This window comes from Comamonas sp., assembly GCF_036643215.1.
Lineage (GTDB): Bacteria > Pseudomonadota > Gammaproteobacteria > Burkholderiales > Burkholderiaceae_C > Comamonas.
Window position 1 is genome coordinate 109709 of record NZ_JAVXSJ010000002.1, and the last position, 25703, is coordinate 135411.

The following is a 25703-nucleotide window of genomic DNA, read 5'->3' on the forward strand; positions in this document are numbered from 1 at the left end:
TCAAGAAAAGGGGGCAATCATGGCATCCAATGTCAAAAAATGGTCGGCGGAGTTTCTGGGGACGTTCTGGCTCACCTTTGGTGGCTGCGGCAGCGCGGTACTGGCAGCGGGCTTCCCCGAAATAGGCATCGGTCTGCTGGGCGTGTCCTTCGCTTTCGGCCTGACGGTGCTGACGGGTGCTTATGCGTTTGGCCCTGTGTCTGGCGGTCATTTCAACCCTGCTGTATCGGTGGGCTTGGCGGTAGCCGGTCGTTTCAAGGCGTCTGAGCTGCCGGGTTACATCATTGCCCAGGTGCTGGGCGCGATCGTGGCGGCGGCTACGCTGTATTTCATTGCCAGTGGCAAGGCCGGTGCCAATGTGACTGATCTGGCTACCAACGGCTTTGGCGAGCATTCCCCTGGTAAGTTCAGCATGGGTGCTGCGCTGGTGACTGAAGTAGTGCTGACCGCCGTCTTCCTGCTGGTGATTCTGGGCTCCACCTCCAAGAAGGCTGCTGTAGGCTTTGCGGGCATGAGCATCGGCCTGTGCCTGACGCTGATTCACCTGATCTCGATTCCTGTGACCAACACCTCGGTGAACCCTGCTCGTAGCACGGGCCCCGCACTGTTTGGCCCGGCCATTGCTATGGAGCAGCTGTGGCTGTTCTGGCTGGCTCCCATCGTGGGAGCCATCATCGGAGCAGTGATTCACAAGGCGCTGCTGGGCGACGAAGAATAATCAGCCGTCACCACGCGCTGAATGAAAAAGGGATGCCTCGGCATCCCTTTTTTCATGCTCTTTCAGGCCTGCAGCGCTCTATAAATAAGCGCTAGTAGCTCCTGAATTGATAGTTTTACAGCGCTGTGGTCTGGCGCACGGCTTGCTCCCAGCGCTGCATCAGCTTGTCGGCGCGGTCCTTGCTCAGTGTTGGCATGAAGCGGCGATCAGCCTTCCACATGGCGGACAGCTCTTGGGTGCTTTGATAAACGCCACTGGACAGGCCCGCCAGATACGCCGCGCCCAAAGCGGTGGTCTCCACGCAGGCAGGGCGCACTACGGGAATGCCCAGCAGGTCAGCCTGAAACTGCATGAGTAGATTGTTCACGCTGGCGCCGCCATCCACTCGCAGCTCGCTGACAGGGCTGCCGCCGTTGCTGACGGCATCGCGGCTCATGGCTTGCAGCAGGGCAGCGCTTTGGTAGGCGATGGATTCGAGCGCGGCGCGGGCGATGTGGGCAATGGTAGTGCCACGTGTCAGGCCGGTGATGGTGCCACGGGCGTCGGGTTTCCAGTACGGCGCGCCCAGGCCGGTGAAGGCGGGCACCATCATCACGCCGCCGCTGTCGGGCACGCTTTCGGCCAATTGCTGCACCTGGCCGCTGTGTTCAATGGCCTGCAGGCCATCGCGCAGCCACTGCACTACGGCGCCGCCGACGAATACGCTGCCCTCCAGCGCAAACTGGGGCGCAGCGCTGGTCTGGGCGGCGCTGGTGGTCAGCAGGCCGTTGGCCGATGTCTGAAAGTGGTTGCCCGTGTGCATGAGCGTGAAGCAGCCCGTGCCATAGGTATTTTTGGCCATGCCTGCGTCAAAACAGGCTTGGCCGAAAAGGGCGCTTTGCTGGTCGCCCGCCACGCCGCCAATGTTGATGTGGCCGCCCAGCACGTCGTCAGCGGTCTGGCCAAAGTCGGCGGCTGAGGGCAGAACCTCGGGCATGAGGCTGGCGGGAATGTCCAGCAGGGTCAGCAGGTCGGCATCCCACTGGTTGCTATGCACGTTAAACAGCATGGTACGGCTGGCGTTGCTCACATCCGTCACATGGCGCTTGCCACCGGTCAACTGCCAGATCAGCCAGCAATCCACCGTGCCAAAGGCCAGCTCGCTTGCTTGTGCGGCGGCGCGTGCGCCGGGCACATTGTCCAGCAGCCACTTGAGCTTGGTGCCTGAGAAGTAAGCATCAATGCGCAGGCCGGTCTTTTGCAGAATGCTGTCGCCATGGCCTGCCTCGCGCAGTTGTACGCAGGTGGGCTCGGCACGGCGGTCCTGCCAGACGATGGCATGGTGAATGGGCGCGCCGGTTTTGCGGTTCCAGACGATGGTGGTCTCGCGCTGGTTGGTAATGCCGACTGAGCGAATGTCGCTGGCCTTGAGGCCTGCCTTGGTCAGCGCCTCTTTGGCGGTGGTCAGCTGGGTGCGCCATATCTCGCGCGGGTCGTGCTCCACCCAGCCCGGCTGGGGGTAGATCTGCGTCAGCTCTTGCTGGGCCGATGCGACGATGCGGCCCTGTGTGTCAAACACGATGGAGCGGGAGCTGGATGTGCCCTGATCCAGGGCGAGCAGATAAGTGGTCATGATGGATCTGTCGTTCTGAGGGGGAGAACAAAGCGCGCCATTTCGGCTTGCTCGCTCCAGCCCTGTTGAGGGTAGAAGCCGCGCACATAGGATGAGCGTTCGCGGTTGTTGACCAGCCAGATGCGCACGCAGCCCTTGTCGCGCGCTGCCTGCGTGGCGGCATCGAGCAATTGCTGGCCCAGACCAGCGCTGCGTGCGGCCTCGGCAATAAAGAGCTCGCTCACATAGGCTTCCCAGCCCTGCAAGACGGCAATGGGCAGCCAGTGCACGGCGCAGTAGCCGTGAATATGCTGCTGCGCGTCTTCGGCGATCAGCAGCAGGCTGCGTTCTGGTTCGGCGTGTGCGTGGTCCAGCAAAGTCTGTAAGGCCTGCTGGTTCTGGGCTGGAGTCTGGTTCTCATAGGCCTTGAACCAGCCGATGCCGTGCAGCAGCTCGGCAATGCCCGCTGCGTCAGAGGGCAGGGCGGGGCGAATGACATAGCTGGGTTCGTTCATTGCGCAATCGTGCACTGCACCTCGGCATCGCGCAGCAGGGCGTCGAAGGGGGCGGAAGGCGGTACATCGGTAAACAGGCGGTCAATCTGGTTCAGGCGGGCCAGTTCCACCATGGCCTGGCGGCTGAACTTGCTGTGATCGGCGGCTAGCCACACTTCACGCGACTGGCCGATGATGGTCTGGGCCACTTTCACCTCACGCAAGTCAAAGTCGCGCAGGCTGCCGTCGGATTCGATAGCCGAGATGCCGATCACGGCAATGTCGACCTTGAACTGGCGCATGAAGTCCACCGCAGCCTCGCCCACAATGCCGCGGTCGCGGGTGCGCACCACGCCGCCCGCTACGATGACTTCGCAATCCGCATTGCTGCTGAGGATGGCTGCCACGTTCAGGTTGTTGGTAATGACGCGCAGGCCTTTGTGGTGCAGCAGAGCCTGAGCCACGGCTTCCGTTGTGGTGCCGATATTCAGAATCAGCGAGCAGCCATTAGGGATGGAATCGGCAACGGCACGTGCAATACGCATCTTGCCCTCGGCATGCAGTACCTGGCGCTGGGTGTGGGCCAGGTTCTCCACCGTGGCGCTGGGCACGCGCACGCCGCCGTGAAAGCGCACCAGCAAGCCTGCATCGGCCAGCTTTTGAATGTCGCGGCGCACGGTTTGCAGCGTGACGCCAAGGGTTTCGGCCAGATGCTCCACCGAGGTGGACTGACGGGCGCGGACTTCTTCGACAAGCTGTAACTGACGGGGGTTGCTGTTCATGGCTTCTGACTAGTTATATATGTGACTTGGCGCATTGCCGGCCTTGGCTGGCATCAATGATGCTAGCTGTGCGCTGAGCCCGGATTGTGGGCGAATCCAAACGAACCACTAATAGGGAGATTTTCTATGGATTTGCGCGGTAAGAATCAAAAATGAATGCGCGTTGAGCTGTTGTGACGGGTTTGGAACGTTGGACGGACCGGGTGCCAAGCATGTCTTGGTCGTGGCTGATCCCGCTACATAAGCATTTTTTGAATGCCTAGCTTTATTGCGTTCAAGGACATGCGGCGGATTCTGCTTGCTTTTGGGTTGCCTTGGGGTAACAGTGGGTGTGTCCACTCAAGCCTGTCGTTACATGGCGATTGTCTTAAATCGCGCTAAAACGAATCATTATTTCTAGGGCTAAGTACCATAGAAACGAAAAAGAGCGAAAATACATGATCTGAAATTTGTTCTTTGCTTTGCGCAACACATCGCTTGGGGTGATGTGGGTGCGACTCGGCATGTCACTGCAAAAATCTTTCCATGAATCAGTCCACTCAACCCTTGGCCACAACGCGCGCGCAATTGCTGGAGCGTCTGGCGCAGTCTGAAACCTATGACCTGGCGATCGTAGGGGGCGGAGCCACCGGGCTGGGCGTGGCGGTGGATGCGGCGGCGCGCGGCTTCAAGGTGGTGCTGCTGGAGTCCATGGACTTTGCCAAAGGCACCTCGTCGCGTGCCACCAAGCTGGTGCACGGCGGTGTGCGATATCTGGCGCAGGGCAATATCTCGCTGGTGCGCGAGGCGCTGCATGAGCGCACCACGCTGCTGCACAACGCGCCGCATCTGGCCCAGCCGCTGGCCTTTGTCATGCCTTCCTACAAGCTGCTGGATACGCCGTTCTACGGCATCGGCCTCAAGATGTATGACGCGCTGGCTGGCAAGGCCGGTCTGGGTTCCACGGAATTCCTCTCGGCTGCCAAGACGGTAAAGTACCTGCCAACGGTGCAGCAGAAAAGACTCAAGGGCGGCGTCAAGTACTGGGATGGTCAGTTTGACGATGCCCGGCTGGCGCTGGCGCTGGCCCGCACCGCTGCGGCCAAGGGCGCTTTGCTCGTCAATTACTGTGCTGCTGAAAAGCTGATCTACGAAGACAAGCAAATTGCCGGTCTGGTCTGTCGCGATACCGAGTCTGGTCAGAGTTACACCGTGCGCGCCAAGTGCGTGGTCAATGCCACAGGCCCTTGGGTAGACTTGTTCCGCCAGCAAGACGCCGAGGCGCAGGGCAAGCCCGTCAAACCTATGGTTGCGCCTAGCCAGGGTGTTCACGTGGTGGTTGATCGTGAGTTTTTGCCTACCGACCATGCACTGCTGGTGCCCAAGACCGCCGATGGTCGCGTGCTGTTCGCCGTGCCATGGCTGGGTAAAGTTATTCTGGGGACAACAGACACCCCGCGTCACGATCTGGCTCGTGAGCCCTTGCCCTTCCCTGAAGAGCTGGACTTCATCCTGAGCGAAGCCGGTAAGTATCTGAACCGTCAGCCCACGCTGGCCGATGTGCGCAGCATGTGGGTGGGCTTGCGTCCCCTGGTCAAGCCTCAGGACGATGACGGCGAAAACACCAAGAAGATCAGCCGCGAGCACACCGTCATGTCGAGCAAGACCGGTCTGGTCACGGTCACGGGCGGTAAGTGGACAACTTACCGAGCCATGTCCGAAGATGTGCTGGCCGAATGTTTCCAGATTGGTCGCCTGCCCAGTCGACCTGCTGGAGTGACGGTGAATCTGCCCTTGGTTGGTGCGCCAGCGGAGGCGGCGGTGAAGCACAGCATGAACCAGGCGCAAGGCCTGCACTCCTACGGCACGGATGCAGAAGCGGTTGCTTCGCTGCCCGGTGCGCAGAACTGGCTGATGGATGGTTTGTCCGAAGCCATGGTGCGCTTTGCGGCTCGCTTTGAATATGCGCGCACGGTTGAAGACATGCTGGCACGCCGCAGCCGCCTGCTGTTCCTCGATGCACGCAAGGCTGCCGAGATCGCTCCGCGCGTTGCCGCCATTTTGGTCGAAGAGCTGGGGCGTGATGCGAACCTGAACGATTTCATGGTGCTGGCCAAGCAATATTTGCCAGCACAGGCCTGAGCGGTCTTTTGCCGATAAGGGTGTGTGGCTGAGCTGCAACAGCGGCTCCGTCCACAGAGCCTTGAAAAATATGAGCTGAAAGCGCTTGATTTCTAAAGATTTCAAGCGTTTTCTTTCATGAAATCAAATCATTGCAGGCGCTGCCTGCTATGGTTTTGATGATGATTGATGCAGAGGCGGCTGCCTGCATCAATTGTCGATGTGGTTGTTGCGGGTATTGCAGGCTAAGCGCTTGACGTACAAAGGAATTACTGCGACAATCTTCTGCTTCACATGTAAAAACGTGAAGTGTTCTGCCCAGTGGAAGCACTACGAAATGGTTCGTGGTGTGGACGACGGGCCCAAGACTGACTGGCTGCTTGATCAGCCCTTGAGAAGACTCTGGGGCTGTCTGGTTTGCTGGAGCAAGTTGGGAATATTGAAATGATCCAAACAGAATCTCGGTTAGAGGTTGCCGACAACACCGGCGCGAAGTCTGTCCAGTGCATTAAGGTGCTGGGTGGTTCTCATCGCCGCTACGCTAGTGTTGGCGACATCATCAAGGTGAGCATCAAGGAAGCAGCTCCTCGTGGTCGCGTCAAAAAAGGCGAGATCTACAGTGCTGTGGTGGTACGCACCGCAAAGGGCATCCGTCGTGCAGACGGTTCGCTCGTGAAGTTCGACGGCAATGCCGCCGTTCTTCTGAACGCGAAGCTGGAGCCTATCGGCACCCGCATCTTTGGCCCCGTGACTCGTGAACTGCGTACCGAAAAGTTCATGAAGATCGTGTCGCTGGCCCCTGAAGTTCTCTAAAGGAAAGCACCATGAACAAGATTCGCAAGGGCGACGAAGTTATCGTGCTGACCGGCCGTGACAAGGGCAAGCGTGGCGTTGTTTCTCTGCGCAAGGATGACTCCCACGTTATCGTGGACGGTATCAACCTGGTCAAGAAGCACACCAAGCCAAACCCCATGAAGGGCACCACCGGCGGTATCGTTGAAAAGGCTATGCCTATTCACCAGTCCAACGTGGCTATCTTCAATGCAGCGACTGGCAAGGCTGATCGCGTGGGCATCAAGGTCAACGCCGACGGCGCACGTGTTCGCGTGTTCAAGTCCAGCGGCGCCGAAATCAAGGCCGCTTGAGGAGTAACACATGGCACGACTGCAAAAACTCTATCGCGAAAAGATCGCGGCTGAACTGAAAGAAAAGTTCGGCTACACCTCCGCTATGGAAGTGCCCCGTCTGAGCAAGATCACCCTGAACATGGGTGTGAGCGAAGCCGTGGCCGACAAGAAGGTGATGGACAACGCCGTGGCTGACCTGACCAAAATTGCTGGTCAGAAGCCTGTGGTGACCAAGGCCAAGAAGGCTATCGCTGGTTTCAAGATCCGTGAAGGCCAAGCAATTGGCTGCATGGTGACCCTGCGTGGCGTTCAGATGTACGAATTCCTGGACCGTTTCGTGACCGTGGCTCTGCCCCGCGTGCGTGACTTCCGTGGTATTTCTGGCCGTTCGTTCGATGGTCGCGGCAACTACAACGTTGGCGTCAAAGAACAGATCATCTTCCCTGAAATCGAATACGACAAAGTGGATGCTCTGCGTGGTCTGAACATCAGCATCACGACAACGGCCAAGAACGACGAAGAGTGCAAGGCACTGCTCGCAGCGTTCAAATTCCCCTTCAAGAACTGAGGTGGCGCATGGCTAAAGTAGCAATGATTCAGCGCGAAATCAAGCGCGAAAAGCTGGCAGCCAAGTTTGCTGCCAAGTATGCAGAACTGAAGGCAATCGCCGGCGACGCAAAGCGTTCCGACGAAGAGCGCGATGCCGCTCGCCTGGGTCTGCAGAAGCTGCCCCGTAACTCGAACCCCACTCGTCAGCGTAACCGTTGCGAGATCACTGGCCGTCCACGTGGCACATTCCGTCAATTCGGTCTGGGCCGCGCCAAGGTGCGTGAATTGGCCTTTGCTGGTGATATCCCCGGTATCACCAAGGCCAGCTGGTAAGCAAGCAGGAGAGATTAAACATGAGCATGAGTGATCCCATCGCTGACTTGCTGACACGCATCCGCAACGCACAAATGGTCTCCAAGACCACCGTGTCGGCTCCTTCCTCCAAAGTGAAGGTTGCTATTGCACAGGTGCTGAAGGAAGAAGGCTATATCGACGGCTTCGAAGTGAAGTCCGAAGGTGGCAAGTCCGAACTCGAAATTACCCTGAAATACTACGCCGGTCAGCCTGTGATCGAACGTATTGAACGTGTGAGCCGTCCTGGCCTGCGCGTTTACAAGGGTCGTCACGCAATCCCTCAGGTCCAAAACGGCCTGGGTGTAGCCATCGTCACTACGCCCCAAGGCGTGATGACCGATCGCAAAGCACGTGCAGCCGGTGTCGGCGGCGAAGTGCTGTGCTATGTGGCCTAACGGACATTAAGGAGAAATACTGAAATGTCTCGCGTAGCAAAAGCTATTGTGACCATCCCCGCTGGCGTGGATGTGTCTATCAACGCTGACTCCATCAAGGTCAAGGGCAAGGGCGGCGATCTGTCGCTGGCTCTGAACGCCTTGGTGAACATCGGCAACAACGACGGCAAGCTGTCTTTCGCTCCCTCGAACGATTCCCGTGAAGCTGACGCTCTGGCCGGTACATTCCGCCAGTTGGTCAACAACATGGTCAAGGGCGTGACTGAAGGCTTCGAGAAGAAGCTGACGCTGATTGGCGTGGGCTACAAGGCTGCTGCATCCGGTTCCAAGCTGAACCTGGCAGTGGGCTTCTCGCACCCCGTCAACTTCGAGATGCCTGCCGGCATCACTATTGCTACCCCCACTCCGACTGAAATCGTGATCAAGGGTGCTGACCGCCAAGTGGTCGGTCAGCTGGCTGCTGAGATCCGCGCCGTTCGTCCTCCCGAGCCTTACAAGGGCAAGGGCATTCGCTATGCGAATGAGAAGGTCGTGATCAAAGAGACCAAGAAGAAGTAAGGAGCTGCATTATGTTGACCAAGAAAGAGCAGCGTCTGCGTCGCTCGCGTCAAACACGTATCCGCATTGCACAGCAAGGCGTTGCGCGTTTGAGCGTGAATCGCACGAACCTCCACATCTACGCTTCCGTGGTTTCGGAAGACGGCACCAAGGTGCTGGCTTCGGCCTCCACTGCAGAAGCCGAAGTGCGCGCCCAAATCGGCGCCGCTGGCAAGGGTGGCAACGTGGCTGCAGCCACACTGATCGGCAAGCGTATTGCTGAAAAGGCAAAGGCTGCTGGCGTTGAGAAAGTCGCTTTCGACCGCGCCGGTTTTGCATACCACGGCCGCGTGAAGGCTTTGGCAGAGGCCGCTCGCGAAGCGGGCCTGCAGTTCTAAGCGGAGCGGATTGAAAATGGCAAAGTTTTCCCCCAAAGTGCAAGACCAAGGCAATGACGACGGTCTGCGCGAAAAAATGATCGCGGTTAACCGCGTCACCAAGGTTGTGAAGGGTGGTCGTATTCTCGGCTTCGCTGCACTGACCGTGGTTGGCGACGGTGATGGCCGCGTTGGCATGGGTAAGGGCAAGTCCAAGGAAGTGCCTGCTGCCGTGCAAAAAGCGATGGAAGAATGCCGTCGCAACCTGATGAAGGTTGCACTGAAGAGCGGCACCATTCACCACTCGGTGAAGGGCCATCACGGCGCAGCCAAGGTTGAACTGCACCCAGCTCCTAAGGGTACCGGCATTATCGCTGGCGGCCCAATGCGCGCTGTTTTTGAAGTGGTGGGTATCACCGACATCGTGGCCAAGAGCCACGGTTCGTCGAACCCCTACAACATGGTTCGCGCAACTTTCGACGCTTTGAAGAACTCCACGACCCCTGCGAACGTGGCAGCAAAGCGCGGCAAGTCGGTTGAAGACATCTTCACCGCCTGATCGGAGACCAGCACATGACAACACAACAAACTGTCAAGGTTCAGCTGGTTCGTAGCCCCATTGGCACCAAAGAGTCGCACCGTGCGACTGTGCGTGGCCTGGGTCTGCGTAAGCTGAACAGCATCAGCGAACTGCAGGACACTCCTGAAGTGCGCGGCATGATTAACAAGATCGCCTACTTGGTGAAAGTTCTCTGAAAGGATTGATGATGGAACTCAATAGCATCAAGCCTGCAGATGGCTCCAAGCATGCGAAGCGTCGCGTGGGTCGCGGTATCGGTTCTGGTCTGGGTAAGACTGCCGGTCGTGGCCACAAGGGTCAAAAGTCGCGTTCGGGTGGCTACCACAAGGTAGGCTTCGAAGGCGGTCAAATGCCTCTGCAGCGTCGCCTGCCCAAGCGTGGCTTCAAGTCGCATCTGCTGAAGTTCAATGCAGAAGTGAGCCTGGCTGAGCTGGATAAGCTCGGTCTGGCTGAAGTCGATCTGGCTGCTCTGAAGCAAGCCGGTCTGGTTGGTTCTATCGCTAAGGTCGTCAAGATCATCAAGCGTGGTGAACTGACTAAGGCTGTCAAGCTCAACGGCATCGGCGCTACTGCCGGCGCCAAAGTCGCCATCGAAGCTGCCGGTGGCAGCATCGCCTGATTAAAGTTCTGAAAGAAGACATCCGTGGCTACTAGCGCAGCTCAAATTGCAAAGACTGGAAAATTCGGCGACCTACGTCGTCGTCTGGTTTTTCTGTTGCTTGCGCTGGTCGTATACCGAATCGGGGCTCATATCCCCGTTCCGGGCATCGATCCAGCGCAGCTGCAGCAGCTGTTCTCTGGCCAGCAGGGCGGCATTCTCAATCTGTTCAATATGTTCTCGGGTGGAGCGCTTTCGCGCTTCACAGTGTTTGCACTGGGGATCATGCCGTACATCTCGGCATCGATCATCATGCAGCTCATGACCTATGTGGTCCCTACATTCGAGCAGATGAAAAAGGAAGGTGAAGCGGGTCGTCGCAAGATTACCCAGTACACCCGCTACGGCACATTGGGCCTGGCGCTGTTTCAGTCCTTGGGAATTGCTGTTGCTCTGGAAAGCTCTGCAGGCTTGGTTCTGAACCCTGGTTTTGGCTTCCGCATGACTGCGGTAGTCAGTCTCACGGCTGGTACCTTGTTTCTGATGTGGCTCGGTGAACAGATCACGGAACGTGGTCTGGGCAACGGTATCTCGATACTGATCTTCGGCGGTATCGCTGCAGGTCTGCCAAGCTCCATTGGCGGTCTGCTGGAACTGGTGCGCACCGGTGCCATGAGCATTCTGGCGGCTATCTTCATTGTCCTCGTTGTGGCAGCCGTGACGTACTTCGTCGTGTATGTCGAACGAGGTCAACGCAAGATCTTGGTGAATTACGCACGCCGACAAGTCGGCAACAAGGTGTACGGTGGTCAGTCTTCGCACTTGCCACTGAAGTTGAACATGGCAGGTGTGATTCCTCCCATCTTCGCTTCGTCGATCATCTTGCTGCCTGCAACGGTGGTGAATTGGTTCAGTGCAGGGGAATCCATGCGCTGGCTGAAGGATATTTCGAGCACGTTGACCCCCGGTCAGCCAATCTATGTCATCCTTTATGCTGCCGCGATCATTTTCTTCTGCTTCTTCTATACGGCCCTGGTTTTCAACAGCCGGGAAACTGCCGACAACCTGAAGAAGAGTGGCGCTTTCATCCCCGGGATTCGTCCTGGCGAACAGACAGCCCGCTACATTGACAAGATTCTGGTTCGCCTGACCCTGGCTGGCGCGATCTACATTACCTTCGTGTGCTTGTTGCCCGAATTCATGATCCTGAAGTACAACGTTCCGTTCTACTTTGGTGGTACATCGCTGCTGATCATTGTGGTCGTGACGATGGATTTCATGGCGCAAGTGCAGAACTACGTGATGTCGCAGCAATACGAGTCGCTTCTTAAAAAGGCGAACTTTAAGGCTGGTATTTGATGATAGGGCTGCCCCAAGGGGCAGCCTGCCAAAAGTTAGTAGACGCCCATCGAGCTATCGCGGGCATTGTCCCCGGTCGATAGGCCGATAGTGGATGGATAGTTTTAGGAGAATAAAATGAGAGTTTCGGCTTCGGTCAAGAAAATCTGCCGCAACTGCAAGATCATCCGCCGCAAAGGTGTCGTGCGCGTGATCTGCACTGACCAGCGCCATAAGCAGCGCCAAGGTTGATTGAAAGCATAGAGGACTAATATGGCACGTATTGCTGGCATTAACATCCCGCCGCACAAGCATGCTGAAATCGGCCTGACCGCCATCTTCGGCATCGGTCGCACAACAGCTCGTAAAATTTGCGAAGCATGCGGTATTGAATATTCCAAGAAGATCAAGGATCTGACGGACGCTGATCTGGAAAAGATCCGTGATCTGCTGAACCCCATGACTCTGGAAGGCGACCTGCGTCGCGAAACCACGATGAACATCAAGCGATTGATGGACATCGGCTGCTACCGCGGTTTCCGTCATCGTCGCGGACTGCCTATGCGCGGTCAACGTACCCGTACGAATGCTCGCACTCGTAAGGGTCCGCGCAAGGGTGCAGCGGCTCTGAAGAAATAAGAGATTGAAAGATCATTATGGCTAAGTCTCCCGCAAATAACGCAGCTGCTCGCGTTCGCAAAAAAGTCCGTAAGAATATTTCTGACGGCATTGCACACGTGCACGCTTCGTTCAACAACACGATCATCACTATCACCGACCGTCAAGGCAACGCTCTGTCGTGGGCTTCGTCGGGTGGCCAGGGTTTCAAGGGTTCGCGCAAGTCGACTCCTTTTGCAGCTCAGGTCGCTTCGGAAGTGGCTGGTCGTGCTGCTATCGAACAGGGCATCAAGAACCTGGACGTCGAAATCAAGGGTCCCGGTCCTGGCCGTGAATCTTCGGTTCGCGCCCTGGGTGCTCTGGGCATCCGTATCACTTCCATTGCGGACGTGACACCGGTTCCCCACAACGGCTGCCGCCCTCAAAAGCGTCGTCGTATCTAATACTTATCAAGCCCACCGCCGCCCAGATGCTTTAGCATCGCGGGCGGCTCCCGTGTTTGCGCACGGTAGATGACACAAAGGAAATCAAGTGGCACGCTATATTGGCCCTAAGGCTAAACTCTCCCGCCGCGAAGGCACGGATCTGTTCCTGAAGAGCGCACGTCGCTCCATCGCTGACAAGGCTAAGTTTGACACTAAGCCTGGTCAGCATGGCCGCACTTCCGGTCAACGCACTTCCGACTACGGTCTGCAACTGCGTGAAAAGCAGAAGGTCAAGCGCATGTACGGCGTGCTGGAAAAGCAATTCCGCCGTTACTTCGAAGCTGCTGACCGCAAGCGTGGCAACACTGGTGCCAACCTGCTGTCGCTGCTGGAATGCCGTCTGGACAACGTCGTGTACCGCATGGGCTTCGGCTCCACTCGCGCTGAAGCACGTCAGCTGGTTTCGCACAAGGCTATCACCGTGAACGGCCAGTCCGTGAACATTCCTTCTTTCTCCGTGAAGGAAGGCGACGTGGTTGCTCTGCGTGAACAGTCCAAGAAGCAAGCTCGCGTTGTCGAAGCTCTGCAACTGGCTGCTCAAGTGGGCTTCCCCGCATGGGTTGAAGTGTCTGCTGACAAGGCAGAAGGTACTTTCAAGAAGTCTCCTGACCGCGATGAATTCGCAGCTGACATCAACGAATCTCTGATCGTTGAGTTGTACTCGCGTTAATTCTTAGCAGCGACATTTCTGTTAAACGTTCCCACGGCGCGAGGCATCGCGCCGTGGGTGCTTCACCAGCCTTACCGGTGTAACGAGCCGAGGGTATTGAGAGGAAGTCTGCATGCAAACGAATTTGCTGAAGCCCAAGACAATTAATGTCGAACAACTTGGCCACAACCGTGCCAAGGTGGTTCTGGAGCCGTTTGAGCGTGGCTACGGTCATACGCTGGGCAACGCCCTGCGCCGTGTTCTGCTCTCCTCCATGGTGGGTTACGCAGCGACTGAAGTGACGATTGCTGGAGTGCTGCATGAGTACTCCTCTATCGATGGCGTCCAGGAAGATGTGACCAACATCCTGCTGAATCTCAAGGGTGTGGTGTTCAAGCTGCACAACCGTGACGAAGTCACCTTGAGCCTGCGCAAGGATGGTGAAGGTGTTGTTACTGCACGTGACATCCAGACACCCCACGACGTAGAAATCGTCAACCCTGATCACGTGATCGCTCACCTGTCGCAAGGCGGTAAGCTGGACATGCAGATCAAGGTTGAAAAGGGCCGTGGCTATGTGCCCGGCAACGTGCGCCGCTACGGTGACGAATCGACTAAGTCGATCGGCCGTATCGTGCTCGACGCTTCGTTCTCGCCCGTCAAGCGCGTGAGCTACGCTGTCGAATCCGCACGTGTGGAACAGCGTACCGATCTGGACAAGCTGGTTCTGGAAATCGAAACCAACGGTGCTATCACCGCTGAAGATGCAGTGCGCGCATCCGCCAAGATCTTGGTGGAACAACTGGCTGTGTTCGCACAGCTGGACGGTGGCGATATCGCCAGCGTGTTTGACGCTCCTGCCGGTGGTCGTGGCGCTGCTACGTCCTTCGATCCAATCCTGCTGCGTCCTGTGGATGAGCTCGAACTCACCGTTCGTTCTGCTAACTGCCTGAAGGCAGAGAACATCTACTACATCGGCGACCTGATTCAGCGTACCGAAAACGAGCTGCTGAAGACTCCTAACCTGGGTCGTAAGTCGCTCAACGAGATCAAGGAAGTCCTGGCTTCCCGTGGTCTGACTCTGGGCATGAAGCTTGAAAACTGGCCACCAGCTGGCTTGGAAAAGCGTTAATTGCTACAATCATGGGATTTGCTGGAATTGATTTCGGCAAAAGCCCAAGTGCATCGGGCAGTACCTGATACGGCTGCCTGATTTAATTTAGAAATGATCTCCGGATAAAAACGGAGTAAAAGGAAAAGCACCATGCGTCACGGCAACGGACTCCGCAAACTGAACCGCACTTCTGCTCACCGCAAGGCGATGCTGCAGAACATGATGAACTCGCTGATCGAGCACGAAGCAATCAAGACCACGGTCCCCAAGGCCAAGGAACTGCGTCGCGTGATCGAGCCCATGATCACTCTGGCCAAGGTTGACACCGTGGCTAACCGCCGTCTGGCTTTTGACCGTCTGCGCGACCGCGACAGCGTGACCAAGCTGTTCAACGTGCTGGGTCCCCGCAACGCAACGCGTCCCGGTGGCTACACACGTATCCTGAAGATGGGCTTCCGCGTGGGCGACAACGCTCCTATGGCCTATGTTGAGCTGGTTGAGCGCGCTGAAGAAGCCGTCGCAGCTGCTGAATAAGCAAATGGCAGGCTGAAAAGTCTGCTATAATTTGGAAATACCGCGCGATGGAGCAGTCTGGTAGCTCGTTGGGCTCATAACCCAAAGGTCGGAGGTTCAAATCCTTCTCGCGCAACCAAATTAAAAACGCCCGCTGACATCAGCGGGCGTTTTTGTTTTTGGCTTTTCATTTTTAATTGCCAGCCTTTCCGAGCAAGGTGCTGGTAAAAATATGAGCAACCAGCGCTTGATGCTGATGACTTTGAAGATCAAAGTGATTCAAGGTTAAGTAATAGCAAGCGGTTGCTGCTTCAATTTTTGTACTCCCATGGCAAATGCATTGACTGTTCCCGGCACGCTGGGTATCGACTTTGGCACCTCGAACTCGGCTGCGGCCTACCGTGTGATGGGCGAGACAGCCCGCCTGCTTCCTCTGGAGTCGGCTGCTACCGGCATGCCAACGGCTTTGTTCTTCAACATCGAAGAGCGCAGCACGCACTTTGGCCGCGATGCCATGCAGCAATATCTGGCGGGCGAAGAAGGCCGTTTGATGCGTTCGCTCAAAAGCCTGCTGGGCAGCAGCCTGCTGCTGGAGAAGACGGCAGTACATGAGCAGCTGATGAGTTATCAGGATGTGATTGCCATCTTCCTCAAGCGTGTGGCCGATCAGGCGCGCGTGGCCTTGAATGGCGCGCTGCCAGAGCGTGTGGTGCTGGGCCGCCCAGTGCATTTTGTCGATGCCCATCCAGAGCGTGACCGTCAGGCGCAAGATGCATTGGCTGCCGCTGCGCGCACAGCAGGCCTGGGGGAAGTGAGCTTTCAGCTGGAGCCGATTGCGGCAGCGCTGGACTATGAGCAGCGCTTGAGCGAAGAACAACTGGTGCTGGTGGTCGATATCGGCGGCGGCACCTCGGACTTCACCGTGGTGCGCCTTGGCCCGCAGCAGGCCAAGCATGAGGATCGCAATCAGGACATTCTGGCTACGACGGGTGTGCACATTGGCGGTACCGATTTTGACCACCGCCTGAATGTGGCGCAGGTCATGCCGCTGCTGGGCTACAAGCACATTGGACCCAGCGGGCGCGAAGTGCCGAGTGGTGTGTTTTTTGACCTCTCGACCTGGCACCTGATTCAGTGGCTTTACACGGCAAAGTCTCTTGCTTCGGCACGCAATCTCAAGACCGATTACAGCGATTTGCAGATGCACCAGCGCCTGATGAAGGTACTGGATTGGCGTGAGGGCCATCGTCTGGCCGATGCCGTGGAGCAGGCCAAGATTGGCGCTTCACAAAGCCATGCTGCGGCTGAGATTGCGCTGGGTTGGCTGGAAGATGGCTTGCCTGCAGCAATCTCGCCCGAGGTGCTGCAGGAGCAACTGCAAGCCTTGCTGCAGCAAGTGGTGGAGTGTGCGCAGGACTGCGTGAAGCAAGCGGGTGTGGCGGAACCTGACGCCATCTACCTGACGGGCGGTTCTTCGGCCTTGCGCACTTTGCGCGATGCGCTGCGCGAGGCATTTCCCGATGTTCCGCAGGTTGAAGGTGATTTGTTTGGCGGCGTCGCCACAGGGTTGGCCTACGCCTGATATCAAAAAGTGAGCTGATAGCGTTTGATACACAAGCGCTATCGGCGTTTTTGATACTTATTCTTCTTCGGCGGCGCGCTTGAGTTCCAGCGCACGGTCATACAGCGTGTTGCGGCTGGCTCCGGTAATTTCGGTGGCCAGCTTGACGGCAGCTTTGGTGGGCAGCTCTGCCAGCAGTAGCTTGAGTACACGCTCGGCTTCAGAGTCCAGACCTTCGCCCTGCTGCAGGGCAACAGGGTGCAGCACGATGGCGAATTCACCCTTTACGCGCTGAGGCGAGGCCTGCAGCCAGCTGACCAGCTCGCTCGCTGGCATGGTGGCAATGTCTTCAAACTGCTTGGTGATCTCGCGCGCCAGTGTGACGGGGCGATCGCCCAGCAGCGACAGAGCCTGTGCCATGTCGATGATGCGGTGTGGTGCCTCTAGCAGCACCGTGCAGCGCGGCTCGTCCGCCAGTTTTTGCACGGCAGACAGACGCTCTGCATTCTTGGTGGGCAGAAAACCGGCAAACAGAAAACCGTTTTCACCTTGTCCAGGCGTCACCGCGCCAGCCACGCTGATAGCAGACGTCACGCTGCTGGCACCAGGCAGCGGAATGCTGCGCAGGCCGACGACCTGCAACGCTGCGCACAGGCGTGCGCCGGGGTCGCTAACGCCGGGTGTGCCGGCATCGCTGACATAGGCAACGCGCTGGCCCTGCTGCAGGCGGCTGATAACCTGCTGCGCTGCCTCTGCCTCGTTGTGCTGGTGCACGGCCAGCAGCTGGCTGCCGGGGCGATCGATGCCATAGCTGCGCAGCATGCCTTGTGTGTGGCGGGTGTCTTCGCAGGCAATGCAGTCCACCATTTGCAGCACATGCAGAGCGCGCAGGCTGATGTCTGCCAGATTGCCGATGGGCGTCGCCACCACATACAGGGCTCCCTGCGGATAATGCTGGGAAGCGGCCGCTTCATGTGCGGCAGTCAGTGCAGAGGCGAAAGAGGTAGTCAATGGATTTCCTTGGAAAGCGGCCACAAAGGCCTGCCGTCAAACCTGTGAATAACACCACCGCGCGTGGCCAGTTGGCCGAAGATGTGGCGCTGGCCTATTTGCAGGCGCAGGGCTTGAAGCTCGTTGATCGCAATTATCGGACGCCGGGCCGTGGCGGCGGTGAAATCGATCTGATCGTGCGTGACCGTGACGGGTCTTTGGTGTTTGTAGAGGTCAGAAGTCGCAATACCGACCGCTTTGGTGGCGCTGGTGCCAGCATTGGTCATGCCAAGCAGCAGCGCATTGTGCTGGCCGCCCAGCATTACCTGATGAGGCTGGCGGCACCACCTCCGTGTCGTTTTGATGTGGTGCTGGTAGACAGTTCGGGCCGCCCTGCAGCGATTGAATGGCTTAAGGCAGCCTTCGATGCGATGTAGTTCGTCACAATTTGCGCGCAACACTGGTGCGTAAATAACGGTTTGCTAGCAAAGAGATAACAGCTGGCAGGTATCATCGGGCCTCCATGCTAGAGCAACGAATCCAACAGCATTTCATCGACAGTGCCGACCTGAAGTACCAGGCCGCCCAAGCGCTGAGCCAACCTATCGCTTTTGCCGTACAGGCCATGCTGGCCTGCGTGACCGGCGGCGGCAAGGTTCTGGCTTGTGGCGCAGGCGTTTCGGCCAGCGATGCCCAATTATTTGCCTCCCTGTGTGTCACAGGGTTTGAGCGCGACCGCCCCGAGCTGGCTGCGCTGGCTTTGACGTCAGACGGAGGCCTGCTGGGCTCCGTGGGCACGACAGGCTCGGGCGGCAATGCCACCCAGTATCTGGCGCGCCAGGTGCGTGCGCTGGGCCAGCCCGGCGACCTGCTGCTGGTCATGTCCGTGACGGGCAACGACGTGGCAGTGCAGGACGCACTGGAGGCTGCCCATGAGCGCGACATGATGGCCGTGGTGCTGACAGGTCGCACAGGCGGCAATCTGGCAACGGTGGTGCGCGAGACCGATGTACTGATCTGCGTGCCCCATGACCGTGGTGCCCGCGTGCGTGAAGCCCATACTTTGATATTGCACTGTCTGGCTGATGGTGTGGACTCTCAATTGCTTGGTGACCAGGAGATGCCTTTATGAAGTTGCAGTGGACCCGTGTGGCATGTGCCGCCTTGACCGTAGCCGCACTGGGCGGCGCTTTGAGTGGCTGCGTTGCCTTGGTGGGTGGCGGTGCTGCCGTGGCTGGCATGTCGGCAGTTGATCGCCGCACAACAGGCACGCAAGTGGAAGATCAGGGTATCGAGCTGCGCGCAGGCAACCGGGTGAGTGAGGTGATGGGCGATAAGGCCCGTGTCAGCGTCACCAGCTACAATCGCATGGTGCTGCTGACGGGGCAGGCTGGCAACGCCACGGACAAGGCCACGATTGAAAAACTGGTGCGCGAGCAAGCCACCGTGCGTCAGGTCTATAACGAGATCGAAGTCGCTCCCTTCACGGCCACGCTGGGCCAGCGCTCCAAGGACACCATGATTACCGGCCAGGTCAAGGCCAGTCTGGTCAATGCCAAGGACATCACCTCATCGGCCATCAAGGTCGTGACTGAGAACAATGTGGTCTACCTTATGGGCATCGTCACCCCACGTGAATCCAAGCGTGCGGCCGAGATCGCGCGTGGTGTCAATGACGTCACCAAGGTGGTGCGACTGTTTGAAGTCATCTCTGAAGATGAACTGGCATCCATGACGCCCAAGGCGGCTCCCGTGACCGAGGACAAGGCCAGCTTCAACTGATGCGCTTTGGCCTTCAATAAAAAAGCCGGATCTGAGTCCGGCTTTTTTCATGGAGAAGAATGGCTTATCGCAGACGCTGAATCAGGCTCGATGTATCCCAGCGGCTTCCGCCCATGGCCTGCACATCGGCATAAAACTGGTCCACCAGCGCTGTGACGGGCAGGCGGGCGCCGTTGCGCTGGGCTTCTTGCAGTACAAGGCCCAGATCCTTGCGCATCCAGTCCACGGCAAAACCAAAGTCAAACTTGCCAACGGCCATGGTCTTGCCGCGGTTGTCGAGTTGCCAGCTCTGAGCGGCCCCCTTGCCGATGACATCGAGCACCTTCTCCACATCCAGATCGGCGCGCAGACCAAAGGCAATGGCTTCAGACAGTGCCTGCACCAGACCGGCCACGCAGATCTGGTTGACCATCTTGGTGAGCTGGCCGCTGCCGCATTCACCCATATAGGTAAAGGCGCGCGAGAACGCATCGGCCACGGGTGCGACCTGATCAAACACCGCCTGATCGCCGCCGCACATGACGGTGAGCTGGCCGTTGACGGCTCCAGCCTGACCACCCGAGACGGGTGCATCAATAAAGTGCAGGCCGCGCTTTTGCGCTTCGGTATAGAGCTCGCGTGCGATCTGCGCTGAGGCTGTGGTGTGGTCTACAAAGATGGCTCCGGGCTCCATGCCCGCAAAAGCGCCATCGTCGCCCAGCACAATGGCGCGCAGGTCATCGTCATTGCCCACGCAGCAGAACACCATGCGCGCGCCTTTGACGGCTTCGCGCGGCGTGGCAGCCTGATGGCCGCTGGGAAATTCCTCGGCCCACGCCTGAGCCTTGGTGGCTGTGCGGTTGTAGGCTGTGACTTGATGGCCCGCCATGGCCAGATGCCCTGCCATGGAGTAGCCCATGACGCCCAGGCCCAGAAATGCGACCTTGGTGGAGGGCGCTGGGTTGTAGCTGCGGGAGGTGATGGAGGCGGTCATGAGAAGTCCTTGAATACTTGGCGGCTGGGAGAACCAGTCGCCCATCGTACTGCGCGCAGGCTTGAAGTCAGGCTCGGCCCGTAACAAGGGCCGCCCCGAAGTAAAGGCTGTCCTGAGGCGCGCAGTGCCTCAGGGGGTTACACAATCGTCAAGTGCTCCGTACCAGCGGCCAGATCCAGCGTACGGGCGCGCTGGCTGTTCAGCTTGATCTGCAGGCGCAAATCGTTGACCGAGTCAGCATTGCGCAGCGCATCTTCGTAGGTGACGAGATTAGCCTCAAACAGGTCAAACAGCGCCTGGTCAAAGGTCTGCATGCCGATGTTGCGGCTCTTCTTCATGATTTCTTTGATCTCGGCGACCTCGCCCTTGAAGATCAGATCGGCAATCAGCGGCGAGTTGAGCATCACTTCAATCGCTGCCACGCGGCCCTTGCTGTCCTGCTTGGGGAGCAGGCGCTGGGAGACCAGTGCGCGAAGGTTCAGCGACAAATCCATCAGCAGCTGCGGGCGGCGCTCTTCAGGGAAGAAGTTGACGATACGGTCCAGCGCCTGGTTGGCGCTGTTGGCGTGCAGCGTGGCAAGGCACAAGTGACCGGTTTCGGCAAAGGCCACGGCATGCTCCATGGTCTCGCGGTCACGAATCTCGCCCATCAGAATCACGTCGGGGGCCTGGCGCAGCGTGTTCTTCAGCGCGGCTTCCCAGCTCTCGGTATCCAGCCCCACTTCGCGCTGGGTGACTACGCAGTTCTTGTGCGGGTGCACAAATTCCACGGGGTCTTCGATCGTGATGATGTGGCCAAAGGAGTTCTCATTGCGCCAGTCCACCATGGCGGCCAGCGTGGTGGATTTACCCGAGCCCGTCGCGCCGACCATGATGCACAGGCCGCGCTTGGTCATGGTCACTTCCTTGAGCACCTGCGGCACGCCCAGTCCATCAATCGTTGGCAGGGTCGTGGGAATGGTACGCAGCACCATGCCAACCTTGCCCTGCTGCACAAAGGCGTTGACCCGGAAGCGGCCCACGCCAGCGGGCGAGATGGCGAAGTTGCACTCCTTGGTGTGCTCGAAGTCCGCCACCTGCTTGTCACTCATGATGGAGCGTGCCAGAGCCAAAGTGTGCAGCTGCGTCAGTGGCTGAGGCGAGACCTTGGTGACCTTGCCATCAATCTTGATGGCCGGCGGAAACTCTGCCGTGATGAACAGGTCACTGCCGTTGCGGCTGACCATGAGCTTGAGCAGATCGTTGATGAATTTACTGGCCTGATCGCGTTCCATGAACACTCCTTGATTCGGCGTCAAATTGGCATGAGCCAAGTGAGAGACGCCGAGCAAGAGCCGCCTCGCGGCGAGGGCGTCGTCCCCCTTGGGGGAAGCGGCAAAGCCGCTCAGGGGGTAATGGGTTATCCAGGGAAGTTCTCAGGAATCTTGGCCTTGCTGCGTGCCTCGGCCGGGCTGATCAGGTTGCGGCGCACCAGGTCGGTCAGGTTCTGGTCCAGCGTCTGCATGCCCACGTTCTGGCTGGTCTGGATGGTGGAGTACATCTGCGCCACCTTGGCCTCGCGGATCAAGTTACGGATCGCGGGCGTGCCCAGCATGATCTCGTGCGCGGCTACGCGGCCCTGGCCGTCCTTGGTCTTGCACAGCGTCTGCGAGATCACGGCTTGCAGTGATTCGGACAGCATGGCGCGAACCATTTCTTTTTCTTCGGCGGGGAAGACGTCGATGATACGGTCGATGGTCTTGGCGGCAGACGAGGTGTGCAGCGTGCCAAACACCAGGTGACCGGTTTCGGCCGCCGTCATGGCCAGACGAATGGTTTCCAGGTCACGCATTTCACCGACCAGAATCGCGTCCGGATCTTCACGCAGCGCAGACTTGAGCGCTGCCGCGAAGGACAGCGTCATCGGGCCGACTTCACGCTGGTTGATCAGGCATTTCTTGGACTCATGGACAAATTCGATGGGGTCTTCCACCGTCAGAATGTGGCCGTACTCGGTTTCATTCAGAAAGTTAACCATGGCCGCCAGCGTGGTGGACTTGCCCGAACCTGTAGGGCCGGTCACCAGCACCAAGCCACGTGGCTTCAAGGCCAGGTCGCCAAAAATCTTGGGGGCGTTCAGCTGCTCCAGCGTCAGAATCTTGCTGGGAATGGTACGAAAGACGGCTGCGGAGCCTCGGTTCTGGTTGAACGCGTTCACACGGAAACGTGCCAGCCCTTCAATCTCGAAGGAAAAGTCCACCTCCAGAAACTCTTCGTACTGCTTGCGCTGCGCATCGCTCATGATGTCGTAGACCATGGCGTGCACGGTCTTGTGATCCAGCGGGTCGATGTTGATGCGGCGCACATCGCCGTGCACGCGAATCATGGGCGGCAAGCCTGCCGACAAATGCAAGTCCGAAGCTTTGTTCTTGACACTGAATGCCAGCAATTGCGTGATATCCACGGAGATCCCTCTCTTGTTTGATACTCTGGCGCCAATTATGACGACGATTGAAAACAATCTGGGGCAGATTCATGCCCGTATGGCTGCAGCTTGCGCTCAGGCAAACCGACCCGTGACATCGGTGCAGCTGCTGGCCGTTTCCAAAACTTTTGGCGCAGATGCCGTACGCGAGGCGGTGCTGGCCGGTCAGCGCAGCTTTGGTGAGAACTATATACAGGAGGCGGTCGAAAAGATTGCCGCTGTGCGCGCCATGCAACTGTCTGGCGCAGAAGCCTTGCAATGGCACTGCATTGGCCCCATGCAAAGCAATAAGACACGGCTGGTGGCTGAGAACTTCGACTGGGCCCAGACCGTGGACCGGCTCAAGATTGCCGAGCGCCTGTCGGCCCAGCGCCCCGAGGGCATGGCACCGCTCAATATCTGCATTCAGGTCAATGTGGATGGCGGGCCCACCAAGTCGGGCGTGATGGCTGGGGATGCGCTGGCGCTGGCTGAAGCCATTGTGAAACTGCCCAATCTGGTGCTGCGCGGCATTATGAGCATTCCTGATAACACTCCTGATTTTGAAGCGCAACGCGCTCTCCATCAAAGGGCTACAGCCATTTTTGATGCTGTCAAGGTCAGTGGTTTGCCGGGGCTGGAGCGCTTTGACACCCTGTCCATGGGTATGACGGGTGATCTGGAGGCAGCTGTGGCAGCGGGCAGTACGATGGTGCGGGTGGGGAGCGGAGTGTTTGGTGCGCGGAGCTACACCCCCTGAGCCGCGTAGCGGCTTCCCCCTCGCTCTACGCGCTTCGCGCTAGGGTAGGGGGACGACACCCTCGGTGCGGGGCGGCCCTTCCTCGGTGTCTCTGATTTGGTCCGCGCCGGTATCAGACCGCTGAGACCATGCCATAGCGCACAGGAGATTGTGGTTAAGGCCGCTTCATCTGGCACTCGGTCGGTAGATCAAGCTGCTGGGCGGAATAGACGGCGTCGGTTCTGAAGCCGTAGTTGGTTCCTTCCCAGCCGGTTTTGACCAGTTTCCCATCCACGGGCGCGATGGTGTTGACCACCTGAGGCAGCAGCAACTGGTGATCTTTGCCGCGCATCTTGACTGGCCCGAAGACGGTGTCCATCTGCATGTCTTCCAGGGCCTTGGCGATTTTGACGGACTCGGTGGACTGGGCTTTGGCCATGGCAGCGGCCAGCATGCGCGGCACCAGGTCCATGCGCGGGGCCAGAAAGTCCTGATTCATCTTGGCCTTGTATTCCTTGGCGCGGGCATCGGCCTGCGCGCGGTCAGCCATGCCGGGGTGCCATTCGGCGACCCAGGTCACCTGGCCGATCTTGGCCTGAGAGATGGAAGTCACGGTGCCCGGAAAGCCACCCGCGCTATGGTTGAAATAGCGCAGGTTGTAGCCGGAGTCGCCTGCGGACTTGAGCAGCAGCGTCATGTCCTGCCCCCAGTTGCCAGTGATGACGGAGTCGGTGCTGACCTCCTTCATCTTGGCCACATAGGGTGCGAAGTCCTTGATGCGGCCCATGGGGTGCAGGGTTTCGCCCACGAACCGAATCTCTGGCCTTGCCTTGCCCACCATGCTGCGGCCAAAGCTGGCCCATTGCTTGCCGTGGGCATAGTCCTGATTGAGCAGAAAAACTTTCTTTATCTCTGGCTGGGTCTTGATGTAGTTGGCAATCGCCTGCATGCGCATGGCCGTGTTGGCGTCAAACATGAAATGCCAGAAGCTGCAGGACTTGCCCGTCAGCTCCGGGTCAATTGATGAGTGGTTGAGGATCAGCACCTCCTTGCCCGGATTGCGCTGGTTGTAGCGCGATGCGGCCTGCACCAGTGCTGTGACGACGGGCGAGCCAGAGCCACCCGTCACCACCACGCGCGCGCCCTGATCAATGGCGGCTTGCAGCGCGCTCTGGCTTTCCTGAGCGGAGAGCTTGCTGTCGAACTGCAGCAGCTGAAATTTAGAGCCGTTGTAGAGCCCACCCTTGGCGTTGACATCGTCCACCGCATACAGCACATGGTTTCGCATCACTTCGCCCACGTTGGCAAACGGGCCAGAGAGCGGGTCGATAAAGGCAATTTTGAACGGCTCTGCCGTCTGGGCAGAAACGGCGCCAGCGCAAAGGCTGGCAGCCAGTGCAATGGCTGAAAAACGAACTGACATGGTGGTTGTCTCCAGAGAGTGGAATTGCGCCGTAGCCGTTCACTTATGCGGCGGTGCTGCTGGGGGATGGGGCGCTCTTGCGGCGCTTGGACGGGGGCTCTTTGGCGGCTGGCGATGGCTTGCTTGTGCTGCGTTTATGGGAAGAGGTCGGGGCAAGTGCTGCGCTGCTGCGCAGCCCCAGCACGCGTGATGCGAGATCGGTCAGTTCCACCACCATTTCGGCGGGGCCGAGTTTGCCGTTTGGCTGGTACCAGTTGTAGAGAAAGCCAGGTAGGCTGCAGGCGGCCTGCGCCGTGATGCGGGCATCGCGAAAATCAAAATGTCCGCTGGCGCGGCCCTCTTCAAGCAAGGTGCAAAACTGTTGGTAAAACTGCTGCGCCACATCGCGAGAAGCCTTGAGGTAGGCGGGGCTGAAGGCCTGTGGTTCGCGGTACGGAAAAAAGCCCGCCGGGTAATGCGCAATGGTGGCCGCAATCAGGCGTTGCAGGCCGTCAATCGCTTTTTCATGCGCTGGGCGCGGGTCGTCTGCCGCAAAGTCCAACACCGTAAAACAGGCCTCGGTCGGTGCCCAGCACAGGGTCTCAAAAATCTCCTGCTTGTTGCGAAAGTAATAGTACACAAAAGGCTTGGTCACGCCCAGCGCCTGCACGATCTGCTCAATGGTGGTGCTGGCGTAGCCGTAGCGGTCAAACAGCGCTTCGGCGGCTTTCAGAATGCGCTCGCGCTTCTCGTCAGAACCGGCGGTTTGAAGCTTCTGGCGACCCCTCGGAGCCACAGGTGCAGCGACGGCTGGAGCGAGCGATTTCTTTGTTTTTCTGGGGGCGGTAGCCATGCGGGTTTCCGTGTGTCACGTTCGTTATACCGATGGGTAGT

The 25703-nt window shown here is 58.4% G+C and carries 33 protein-coding genes and 1 tRNA gene; 25 read left to right on the plus strand and 9 right to left on the minus strand.

From position 1 onward, the window contains the following. Positions 1 to 19 precede the first annotated feature (19 nt). Complete coding sequence (gene aqpZ, locus RSF91_RS02305) at positions 20 to 718, plus strand: aquaporin Z (RefSeq protein WP_332566897.1); 699 nt, start codon at positions 20 to 22, stop codon at positions 716 to 718. 115 nt (positions 719 to 833) lie between these two features. Here the strand turns inward: aqpZ and glpK are convergent, their stop codons facing one another. From glpK to RSF91_RS02320, 3 genes are read right to left on the minus strand one after another with little or no spacing between them, the layout of a single operon-like run. Beyond that, positions 834 to 2330: a glycerol kinase GlpK gene (gene glpK, locus RSF91_RS02310; protein ID WP_332566898.1), complete on the minus strand. Its 1497-nt coding sequence runs from the start codon at positions 2328 to 2330 to the stop codon at positions 834 to 836. Next, positions 2327 to 2824 (minus strand): GNAT family N-acetyltransferase, encoded by a 498-nt coding sequence (locus tag RSF91_RS02315; RefSeq protein ID WP_332566899.1) that lies wholly within the window; start codon positions 2822 to 2824, stop codon positions 2327 to 2329. Before RSF91_RS02315 ends, glpK begins: the two co-directional genes overlap by 4 nt. Next, a complete protein-coding gene (locus tag RSF91_RS02320) occupies positions 2821 to 3585 on the minus strand; it encodes a DeoR/GlpR family DNA-binding transcription regulator (RefSeq protein ID WP_332566900.1) in 765 nt (254 codons plus the stop codon). The genes RSF91_RS02315 and RSF91_RS02320 overlap by 4 nt, the downstream gene beginning before the upstream one ends. A 525-nt stretch (positions 3586 to 4110) precedes the next feature. On the opposite strand from RSF91_RS02320, the gene RSF91_RS02325 reads away from it, so the two are divergent. The 20 genes from RSF91_RS02325 (at position 4111) to RSF91_RS02420 (ending at position 16501) form a co-directional block, all read left to right on the plus strand. Continuing rightward, positions 4111 to 5706 carry a glycerol-3-phosphate dehydrogenase/oxidase gene (locus RSF91_RS02325; RefSeq protein ID WP_332566901.1) on the plus strand — a complete coding sequence of 532 codons (1596 nt, stop codon included), beginning with the start codon at positions 4111 to 4113 and terminating at the stop codon, positions 5704 to 5706. Positions 5707 to 6129: 423 nt separating this feature from the next. Next, positions 6130 to 6498 (plus strand): 50S ribosomal protein L14, encoded by a 369-nt coding sequence (gene rplN, locus RSF91_RS02330; RefSeq protein WP_099735453.1) that lies wholly within the window; start codon positions 6130 to 6132, stop codon positions 6496 to 6498. An 11-nt stretch (positions 6499 to 6509) separates the two neighbouring features. Further along, complete coding sequence (gene rplX / locus RSF91_RS02335) at positions 6510 to 6830, plus strand: 50S ribosomal protein L24 (RefSeq protein ID WP_332566902.1); 321 nt, start codon at positions 6510 to 6512, stop codon at positions 6828 to 6830. A gap of 10 nt (positions 6831 to 6840) precedes the next feature. Beyond that, a complete protein-coding gene (gene rplE / locus RSF91_RS02340) occupies positions 6841 to 7380 on the plus strand; it encodes a 50S ribosomal protein L5 (protein ID WP_191722409.1) in 540 nt (179 codons plus the stop codon). A gap of 8 nt (positions 7381 to 7388) precedes the next feature. Continuing rightward, complete coding sequence (gene rpsN, locus RSF91_RS02345) at positions 7389 to 7694, plus strand: 30S ribosomal protein S14 (RefSeq protein WP_332566903.1); 306 nt, start codon at positions 7389 to 7391, stop codon at positions 7692 to 7694. 20 nt (positions 7695 to 7714) lie between these two features. Then, a complete protein-coding gene (gene rpsH / locus RSF91_RS02350; protein WP_332566904.1) occupies positions 7715 to 8110 on the plus strand; it encodes a 30S ribosomal protein S8 in 396 nt (131 codons plus the stop codon). Between the two features lie 24 nt (positions 8111 to 8134). Then, positions 8135 to 8668, plus strand: a complete 534-nt coding sequence (gene rplF / locus RSF91_RS02355; RefSeq protein WP_332566905.1) for a 50S ribosomal protein L6 — start codon at positions 8135 to 8137, stop codon at positions 8666 to 8668. Positions 8669 to 8679: 11 nt separating this feature from the next. Next, positions 8680 to 9045: a 50S ribosomal protein L18 gene (rplR, locus tag RSF91_RS02360; RefSeq protein WP_099735459.1), complete on the plus strand. Its 366-nt coding sequence runs from the start codon at positions 8680 to 8682 to the stop codon at positions 9043 to 9045. Between the two features lie 16 nt (positions 9046 to 9061). Then, a complete protein-coding gene (gene rpsE, locus RSF91_RS02365) occupies positions 9062 to 9583 on the plus strand; it encodes a 30S ribosomal protein S5 (RefSeq protein WP_099735460.1) in 522 nt (173 codons plus the stop codon). A 14-nt stretch (positions 9584 to 9597) separates the two neighbouring features. Continuing rightward, positions 9598 to 9780, plus strand: coding sequence for a 50S ribosomal protein L30 (rpmD, locus tag RSF91_RS02370; protein ID WP_218241411.1), 183 nt, complete (start codon positions 9598 to 9600; stop codon positions 9778 to 9780). Positions 9781 to 9791: 11 nt separating this feature from the next. Further along, positions 9792 to 10223 (plus strand): 50S ribosomal protein L15, encoded by a 432-nt coding sequence (gene rplO / locus RSF91_RS02375; protein WP_332566906.1) that lies wholly within the window; start codon positions 9792 to 9794, stop codon positions 10221 to 10223. A gap of 24 nt (positions 10224 to 10247) precedes the next feature. After that, on the plus strand, positions 10248 to 11561 hold the full coding sequence (gene secY, locus RSF91_RS02380) for a preprotein translocase subunit SecY (protein WP_099735462.1): 1314 nt from the start codon (positions 10248 to 10250) through the stop codon (positions 11559 to 11561). A 117-nt stretch (positions 11562 to 11678) separates the two neighbouring features. Then, positions 11679 to 11792 carry a 50S ribosomal protein L36 gene (gene rpmJ, locus RSF91_RS02385; RefSeq protein ID WP_003050535.1) on the plus strand — a complete coding sequence of 38 codons (114 nt, stop codon included), beginning with the start codon at positions 11679 to 11681 and terminating at the stop codon, positions 11790 to 11792. 21 nt (positions 11793 to 11813) lie between these two features. After that, positions 11814 to 12179: a 30S ribosomal protein S13 gene (gene rpsM, locus RSF91_RS02390; RefSeq protein ID WP_099735463.1), complete on the plus strand. Its 366-nt coding sequence runs from the start codon at positions 11814 to 11816 to the stop codon at positions 12177 to 12179. Positions 12180 to 12196: 17 nt separating this feature from the next. Further along, entirely contained in the window at positions 12197 to 12601 is a 405-nt protein-coding gene (rpsK, locus tag RSF91_RS02395) for a 30S ribosomal protein S11 (RefSeq protein WP_120971756.1), read from the plus strand. A gap of 88 nt (positions 12602 to 12689) precedes the next feature. Further along, on the plus strand, positions 12690 to 13313 hold the full coding sequence (rpsD, locus tag RSF91_RS02400) for a 30S ribosomal protein S4 (protein ID WP_332566907.1): 624 nt from the start codon (positions 12690 to 12692) through the stop codon (positions 13311 to 13313). 112 nt (positions 13314 to 13425) lie between these two features. After that, the gene (locus tag RSF91_RS02405; RefSeq protein ID WP_003050542.1) at positions 13426 to 14424 is read left to right on the plus strand and encodes a DNA-directed RNA polymerase subunit alpha; all 999 of its coding nucleotides are present in this window, start codon (positions 13426 to 13428) and stop codon (positions 14422 to 14424) included. A 132-nt stretch (positions 14425 to 14556) separates the two neighbouring features. Beyond that, positions 14557 to 14940: a 50S ribosomal protein L17 gene (gene rplQ, locus RSF91_RS02410; RefSeq protein ID WP_099735465.1), complete on the plus strand. Its 384-nt coding sequence runs from the start codon at positions 14557 to 14559 to the stop codon at positions 14938 to 14940. A 41-nt stretch (positions 14941 to 14981) separates the two neighbouring features. Next, positions 14982 to 15058, plus strand: a tRNA-Met gene (locus RSF91_RS02415). A gap of 189 nt (positions 15059 to 15247) precedes the next feature. Beyond that, positions 15248 to 16501 (plus strand): Hsp70 family protein, encoded by a 1254-nt coding sequence (locus RSF91_RS02420; protein WP_332566908.1) that lies wholly within the window; start codon positions 15248 to 15250, stop codon positions 16499 to 16501. 57 nt (positions 16502 to 16558) lie between these two features. On the opposite strand, the gene rsmI is transcribed toward RSF91_RS02420, so the two are convergent. Further along, positions 16559 to 17491: a 16S rRNA (cytidine(1402)-2'-O)-methyltransferase gene (rsmI, locus tag RSF91_RS02425; RefSeq protein ID WP_332566909.1), complete on the minus strand. Its 933-nt coding sequence runs from the start codon at positions 17489 to 17491 to the stop codon at positions 16559 to 16561. Here rsmI and RSF91_RS02430 point away from each other — a divergent pair. The 3 genes from RSF91_RS02430 (at position 17491) to RSF91_RS02440 (ending at position 19252) form a co-directional block, all read left to right on the plus strand. After that, positions 17491 to 17907: a YraN family protein gene (locus tag RSF91_RS02430; RefSeq protein ID WP_332566910.1), complete on the plus strand. Its 417-nt coding sequence runs from the start codon at positions 17491 to 17493 to the stop codon at positions 17905 to 17907. The two genes, rsmI and RSF91_RS02430, sit on opposite strands and share 1 nt — an antisense overlap. 86 nt (positions 17908 to 17993) lie before the next feature. Beyond that, complete coding sequence (locus RSF91_RS02435) at positions 17994 to 18602, plus strand: SIS domain-containing protein (RefSeq protein WP_099735469.1); 609 nt, start codon at positions 17994 to 17996, stop codon at positions 18600 to 18602. Beyond that, complete coding sequence (locus tag RSF91_RS02440; RefSeq protein WP_332566911.1) at positions 18599 to 19252, plus strand: BON domain-containing protein; 654 nt, start codon at positions 18599 to 18601, stop codon at positions 19250 to 19252. Before RSF91_RS02435 ends, RSF91_RS02440 begins: the two co-directional genes overlap by 4 nt. A gap of 64 nt (positions 19253 to 19316) precedes the next feature. On the opposite strand, the gene RSF91_RS02445 is transcribed toward RSF91_RS02440, so the two are convergent. The 3 genes from RSF91_RS02445 to RSF91_RS02455 all read right to left on the minus strand — a co-directional run bounded on the left by RSF91_RS02445 (position 19317) and on the right by RSF91_RS02455 (position 22668). Further along, complete coding sequence (locus tag RSF91_RS02445) at positions 19317 to 20225, minus strand: NAD(P)-dependent oxidoreductase (RefSeq protein ID WP_332566912.1); 909 nt, start codon at positions 20223 to 20225, stop codon at positions 19317 to 19319. Positions 20226 to 20362: 137 nt separating this feature from the next. Beyond that, positions 20363 to 21499, minus strand: coding sequence for a PilT/PilU family type 4a pilus ATPase (locus RSF91_RS02450; protein ID WP_332566913.1), 1137 nt, complete (start codon positions 21497 to 21499; stop codon positions 20363 to 20365). A 125-nt stretch (positions 21500 to 21624) separates the two neighbouring features. Then, entirely contained in the window at positions 21625 to 22668 is a 1044-nt protein-coding gene (locus RSF91_RS02455; protein WP_099735472.1) for a type IV pilus twitching motility protein PilT, read from the minus strand. Between the two features lie 37 nt (positions 22669 to 22705). On the opposite strand from RSF91_RS02455, the gene RSF91_RS02460 reads away from it, so the two are divergent. Then, on the plus strand, positions 22706 to 23428 hold the full coding sequence (locus tag RSF91_RS02460; protein ID WP_332566914.1) for a YggS family pyridoxal phosphate-dependent enzyme: 723 nt from the start codon (positions 22706 to 22708) through the stop codon (positions 23426 to 23428). Positions 23429 to 23582: 154 nt separating this feature from the next. Here RSF91_RS02460 and RSF91_RS02465 read toward each other — a convergent pair whose 3' ends face one another. Continuing rightward, on the minus strand, positions 23583 to 24830 hold the full coding sequence (locus tag RSF91_RS02465; protein WP_332566915.1) for a branched-chain amino acid ABC transporter substrate-binding protein: 1248 nt from the start codon (positions 24828 to 24830) through the stop codon (positions 23583 to 23585). A 43-nt stretch (positions 24831 to 24873) separates the two neighbouring features. Next, the gene (locus RSF91_RS02470; RefSeq protein WP_332566916.1) at positions 24874 to 25662 is read right to left on the minus strand and encodes a TetR/AcrR family transcriptional regulator; all 789 of its coding nucleotides are present in this window, start codon (positions 25660 to 25662) and stop codon (positions 24874 to 24876) included. Positions 25663 to 25703: the final 41 nt, after the last annotated feature.

What these genes read in the sequence shown, in the direction of transcription:
- aqpZ (WP_332566897.1), top strand. Translation starts at nt 20, where the DNA reads ATGGCATCCAATGTCAAAAAATGGTCGGCGGAGTTTCTGGGGACGTTC.
- glpK (WP_332566898.1), bottom strand. Translation starts at nt 2,330, where the DNA reads ATGACCACTTATCTGCTCGCCCTGGATCAGGGCACATCCAGCTCCCGC.
- RSF91_RS02315 (WP_332566899.1), bottom strand. Translation starts at nt 2,824, where the DNA reads ATGAACGAACCCAGCTATGTCATTCGCCCCGCCCTGCCCTCTGACGCA.
- RSF91_RS02320 (WP_332566900.1), bottom strand. Translation starts at nt 3,585, where the DNA reads ATGAACAGCAACCCCCGTCAGTTACAGCTTGTCGAAGAAGTCCGCGCC.
- RSF91_RS02325 (WP_332566901.1), top strand. Translation starts at nt 4,111, where the DNA reads ATGAATCAGTCCACTCAACCCTTGGCCACAACGCGCGCGCAATTGCTG.
- rplN (WP_099735453.1), top strand. Translation starts at nt 6,130, where the DNA reads ATGATCCAAACAGAATCTCGGTTAGAGGTTGCCGACAACACCGGCGCG.
- rplX (WP_332566902.1), top strand. Translation starts at nt 6,510, where the DNA reads ATGAACAAGATTCGCAAGGGCGACGAAGTTATCGTGCTGACCGGCCGT.
- rplE (WP_191722409.1), top strand. Translation starts at nt 6,841, where the DNA reads ATGGCACGACTGCAAAAACTCTATCGCGAAAAGATCGCGGCTGAACTG.
- rpsN (WP_332566903.1), top strand. Translation starts at nt 7,389, where the DNA reads ATGGCTAAAGTAGCAATGATTCAGCGCGAAATCAAGCGCGAAAAGCTG.
- rpsH (WP_332566904.1), top strand. Translation starts at nt 7,715, where the DNA reads ATGAGCATGAGTGATCCCATCGCTGACTTGCTGACACGCATCCGCAAC.
- rplF (WP_332566905.1), top strand. Translation starts at nt 8,135, where the DNA reads ATGTCTCGCGTAGCAAAAGCTATTGTGACCATCCCCGCTGGCGTGGAT.
- rplR (WP_099735459.1), top strand. Translation starts at nt 8,680, where the DNA reads ATGTTGACCAAGAAAGAGCAGCGTCTGCGTCGCTCGCGTCAAACACGT.
- rpsE (WP_099735460.1), top strand. Translation starts at nt 9,062, where the DNA reads ATGGCAAAGTTTTCCCCCAAAGTGCAAGACCAAGGCAATGACGACGGT.
- rpmD (WP_218241411.1), top strand. Translation starts at nt 9,598, where the DNA reads ATGACAACACAACAAACTGTCAAGGTTCAGCTGGTTCGTAGCCCCATT.
- rplO (WP_332566906.1), top strand. Translation starts at nt 9,792, where the DNA reads ATGGAACTCAATAGCATCAAGCCTGCAGATGGCTCCAAGCATGCGAAG.
- rpmJ (WP_003050535.1), top strand. Translation starts at nt 11,679, where the DNA reads ATGAGAGTTTCGGCTTCGGTCAAGAAAATCTGCCGCAACTGCAAGATC.
- rpsM (WP_099735463.1), top strand. Translation starts at nt 11,814, where the DNA reads ATGGCACGTATTGCTGGCATTAACATCCCGCCGCACAAGCATGCTGAA.
- rpsK (WP_120971756.1), top strand. Translation starts at nt 12,197, where the DNA reads ATGGCTAAGTCTCCCGCAAATAACGCAGCTGCTCGCGTTCGCAAAAAA.
- RSF91_RS02405 (WP_003050542.1), top strand. Translation starts at nt 13,426, where the DNA reads ATGCAAACGAATTTGCTGAAGCCCAAGACAATTAATGTCGAACAACTT.
- rplQ (WP_099735465.1), top strand. Translation starts at nt 14,557, where the DNA reads ATGCGTCACGGCAACGGACTCCGCAAACTGAACCGCACTTCTGCTCAC.
- RSF91_RS02420 (WP_332566908.1), top strand. Translation starts at nt 15,248, where the DNA reads ATGGCAAATGCATTGACTGTTCCCGGCACGCTGGGTATCGACTTTGGC.
- RSF91_RS02430 (WP_332566910.1), top strand. Translation starts at nt 17,491, where the DNA reads ATGGATTTCCTTGGAAAGCGGCCACAAAGGCCTGCCGTCAAACCTGTG.
- RSF91_RS02435 (WP_099735469.1), top strand. Translation starts at nt 17,994, where the DNA reads ATGCTAGAGCAACGAATCCAACAGCATTTCATCGACAGTGCCGACCTG.
- RSF91_RS02440 (WP_332566911.1), top strand. Translation starts at nt 18,599, where the DNA reads ATGAAGTTGCAGTGGACCCGTGTGGCATGTGCCGCCTTGACCGTAGCC.
- RSF91_RS02445 (WP_332566912.1), bottom strand. Translation starts at nt 20,225, where the DNA reads ATGACCGCCTCCATCACCTCCCGCAGCTACAACCCAGCGCCCTCCACC.
- RSF91_RS02450 (WP_332566913.1), bottom strand. Translation starts at nt 21,499, where the DNA reads ATGGAACGCGATCAGGCCAGTAAATTCATCAACGATCTGCTCAAGCTC.
- RSF91_RS02460 (WP_332566914.1), top strand. Translation starts at nt 22,706, where the DNA reads ATGACGACGATTGAAAACAATCTGGGGCAGATTCATGCCCGTATGGCT.
- RSF91_RS02465 (WP_332566915.1), bottom strand. Translation starts at nt 24,830, where the DNA reads ATGTCAGTTCGTTTTTCAGCCATTGCACTGGCTGCCAGCCTTTGCGCT.
- RSF91_RS02470 (WP_332566916.1), bottom strand. Translation starts at nt 25,662, where the DNA reads ATGGCTACCGCCCCCAGAAAAACAAAGAAATCGCTCGCTCCAGCCGTC.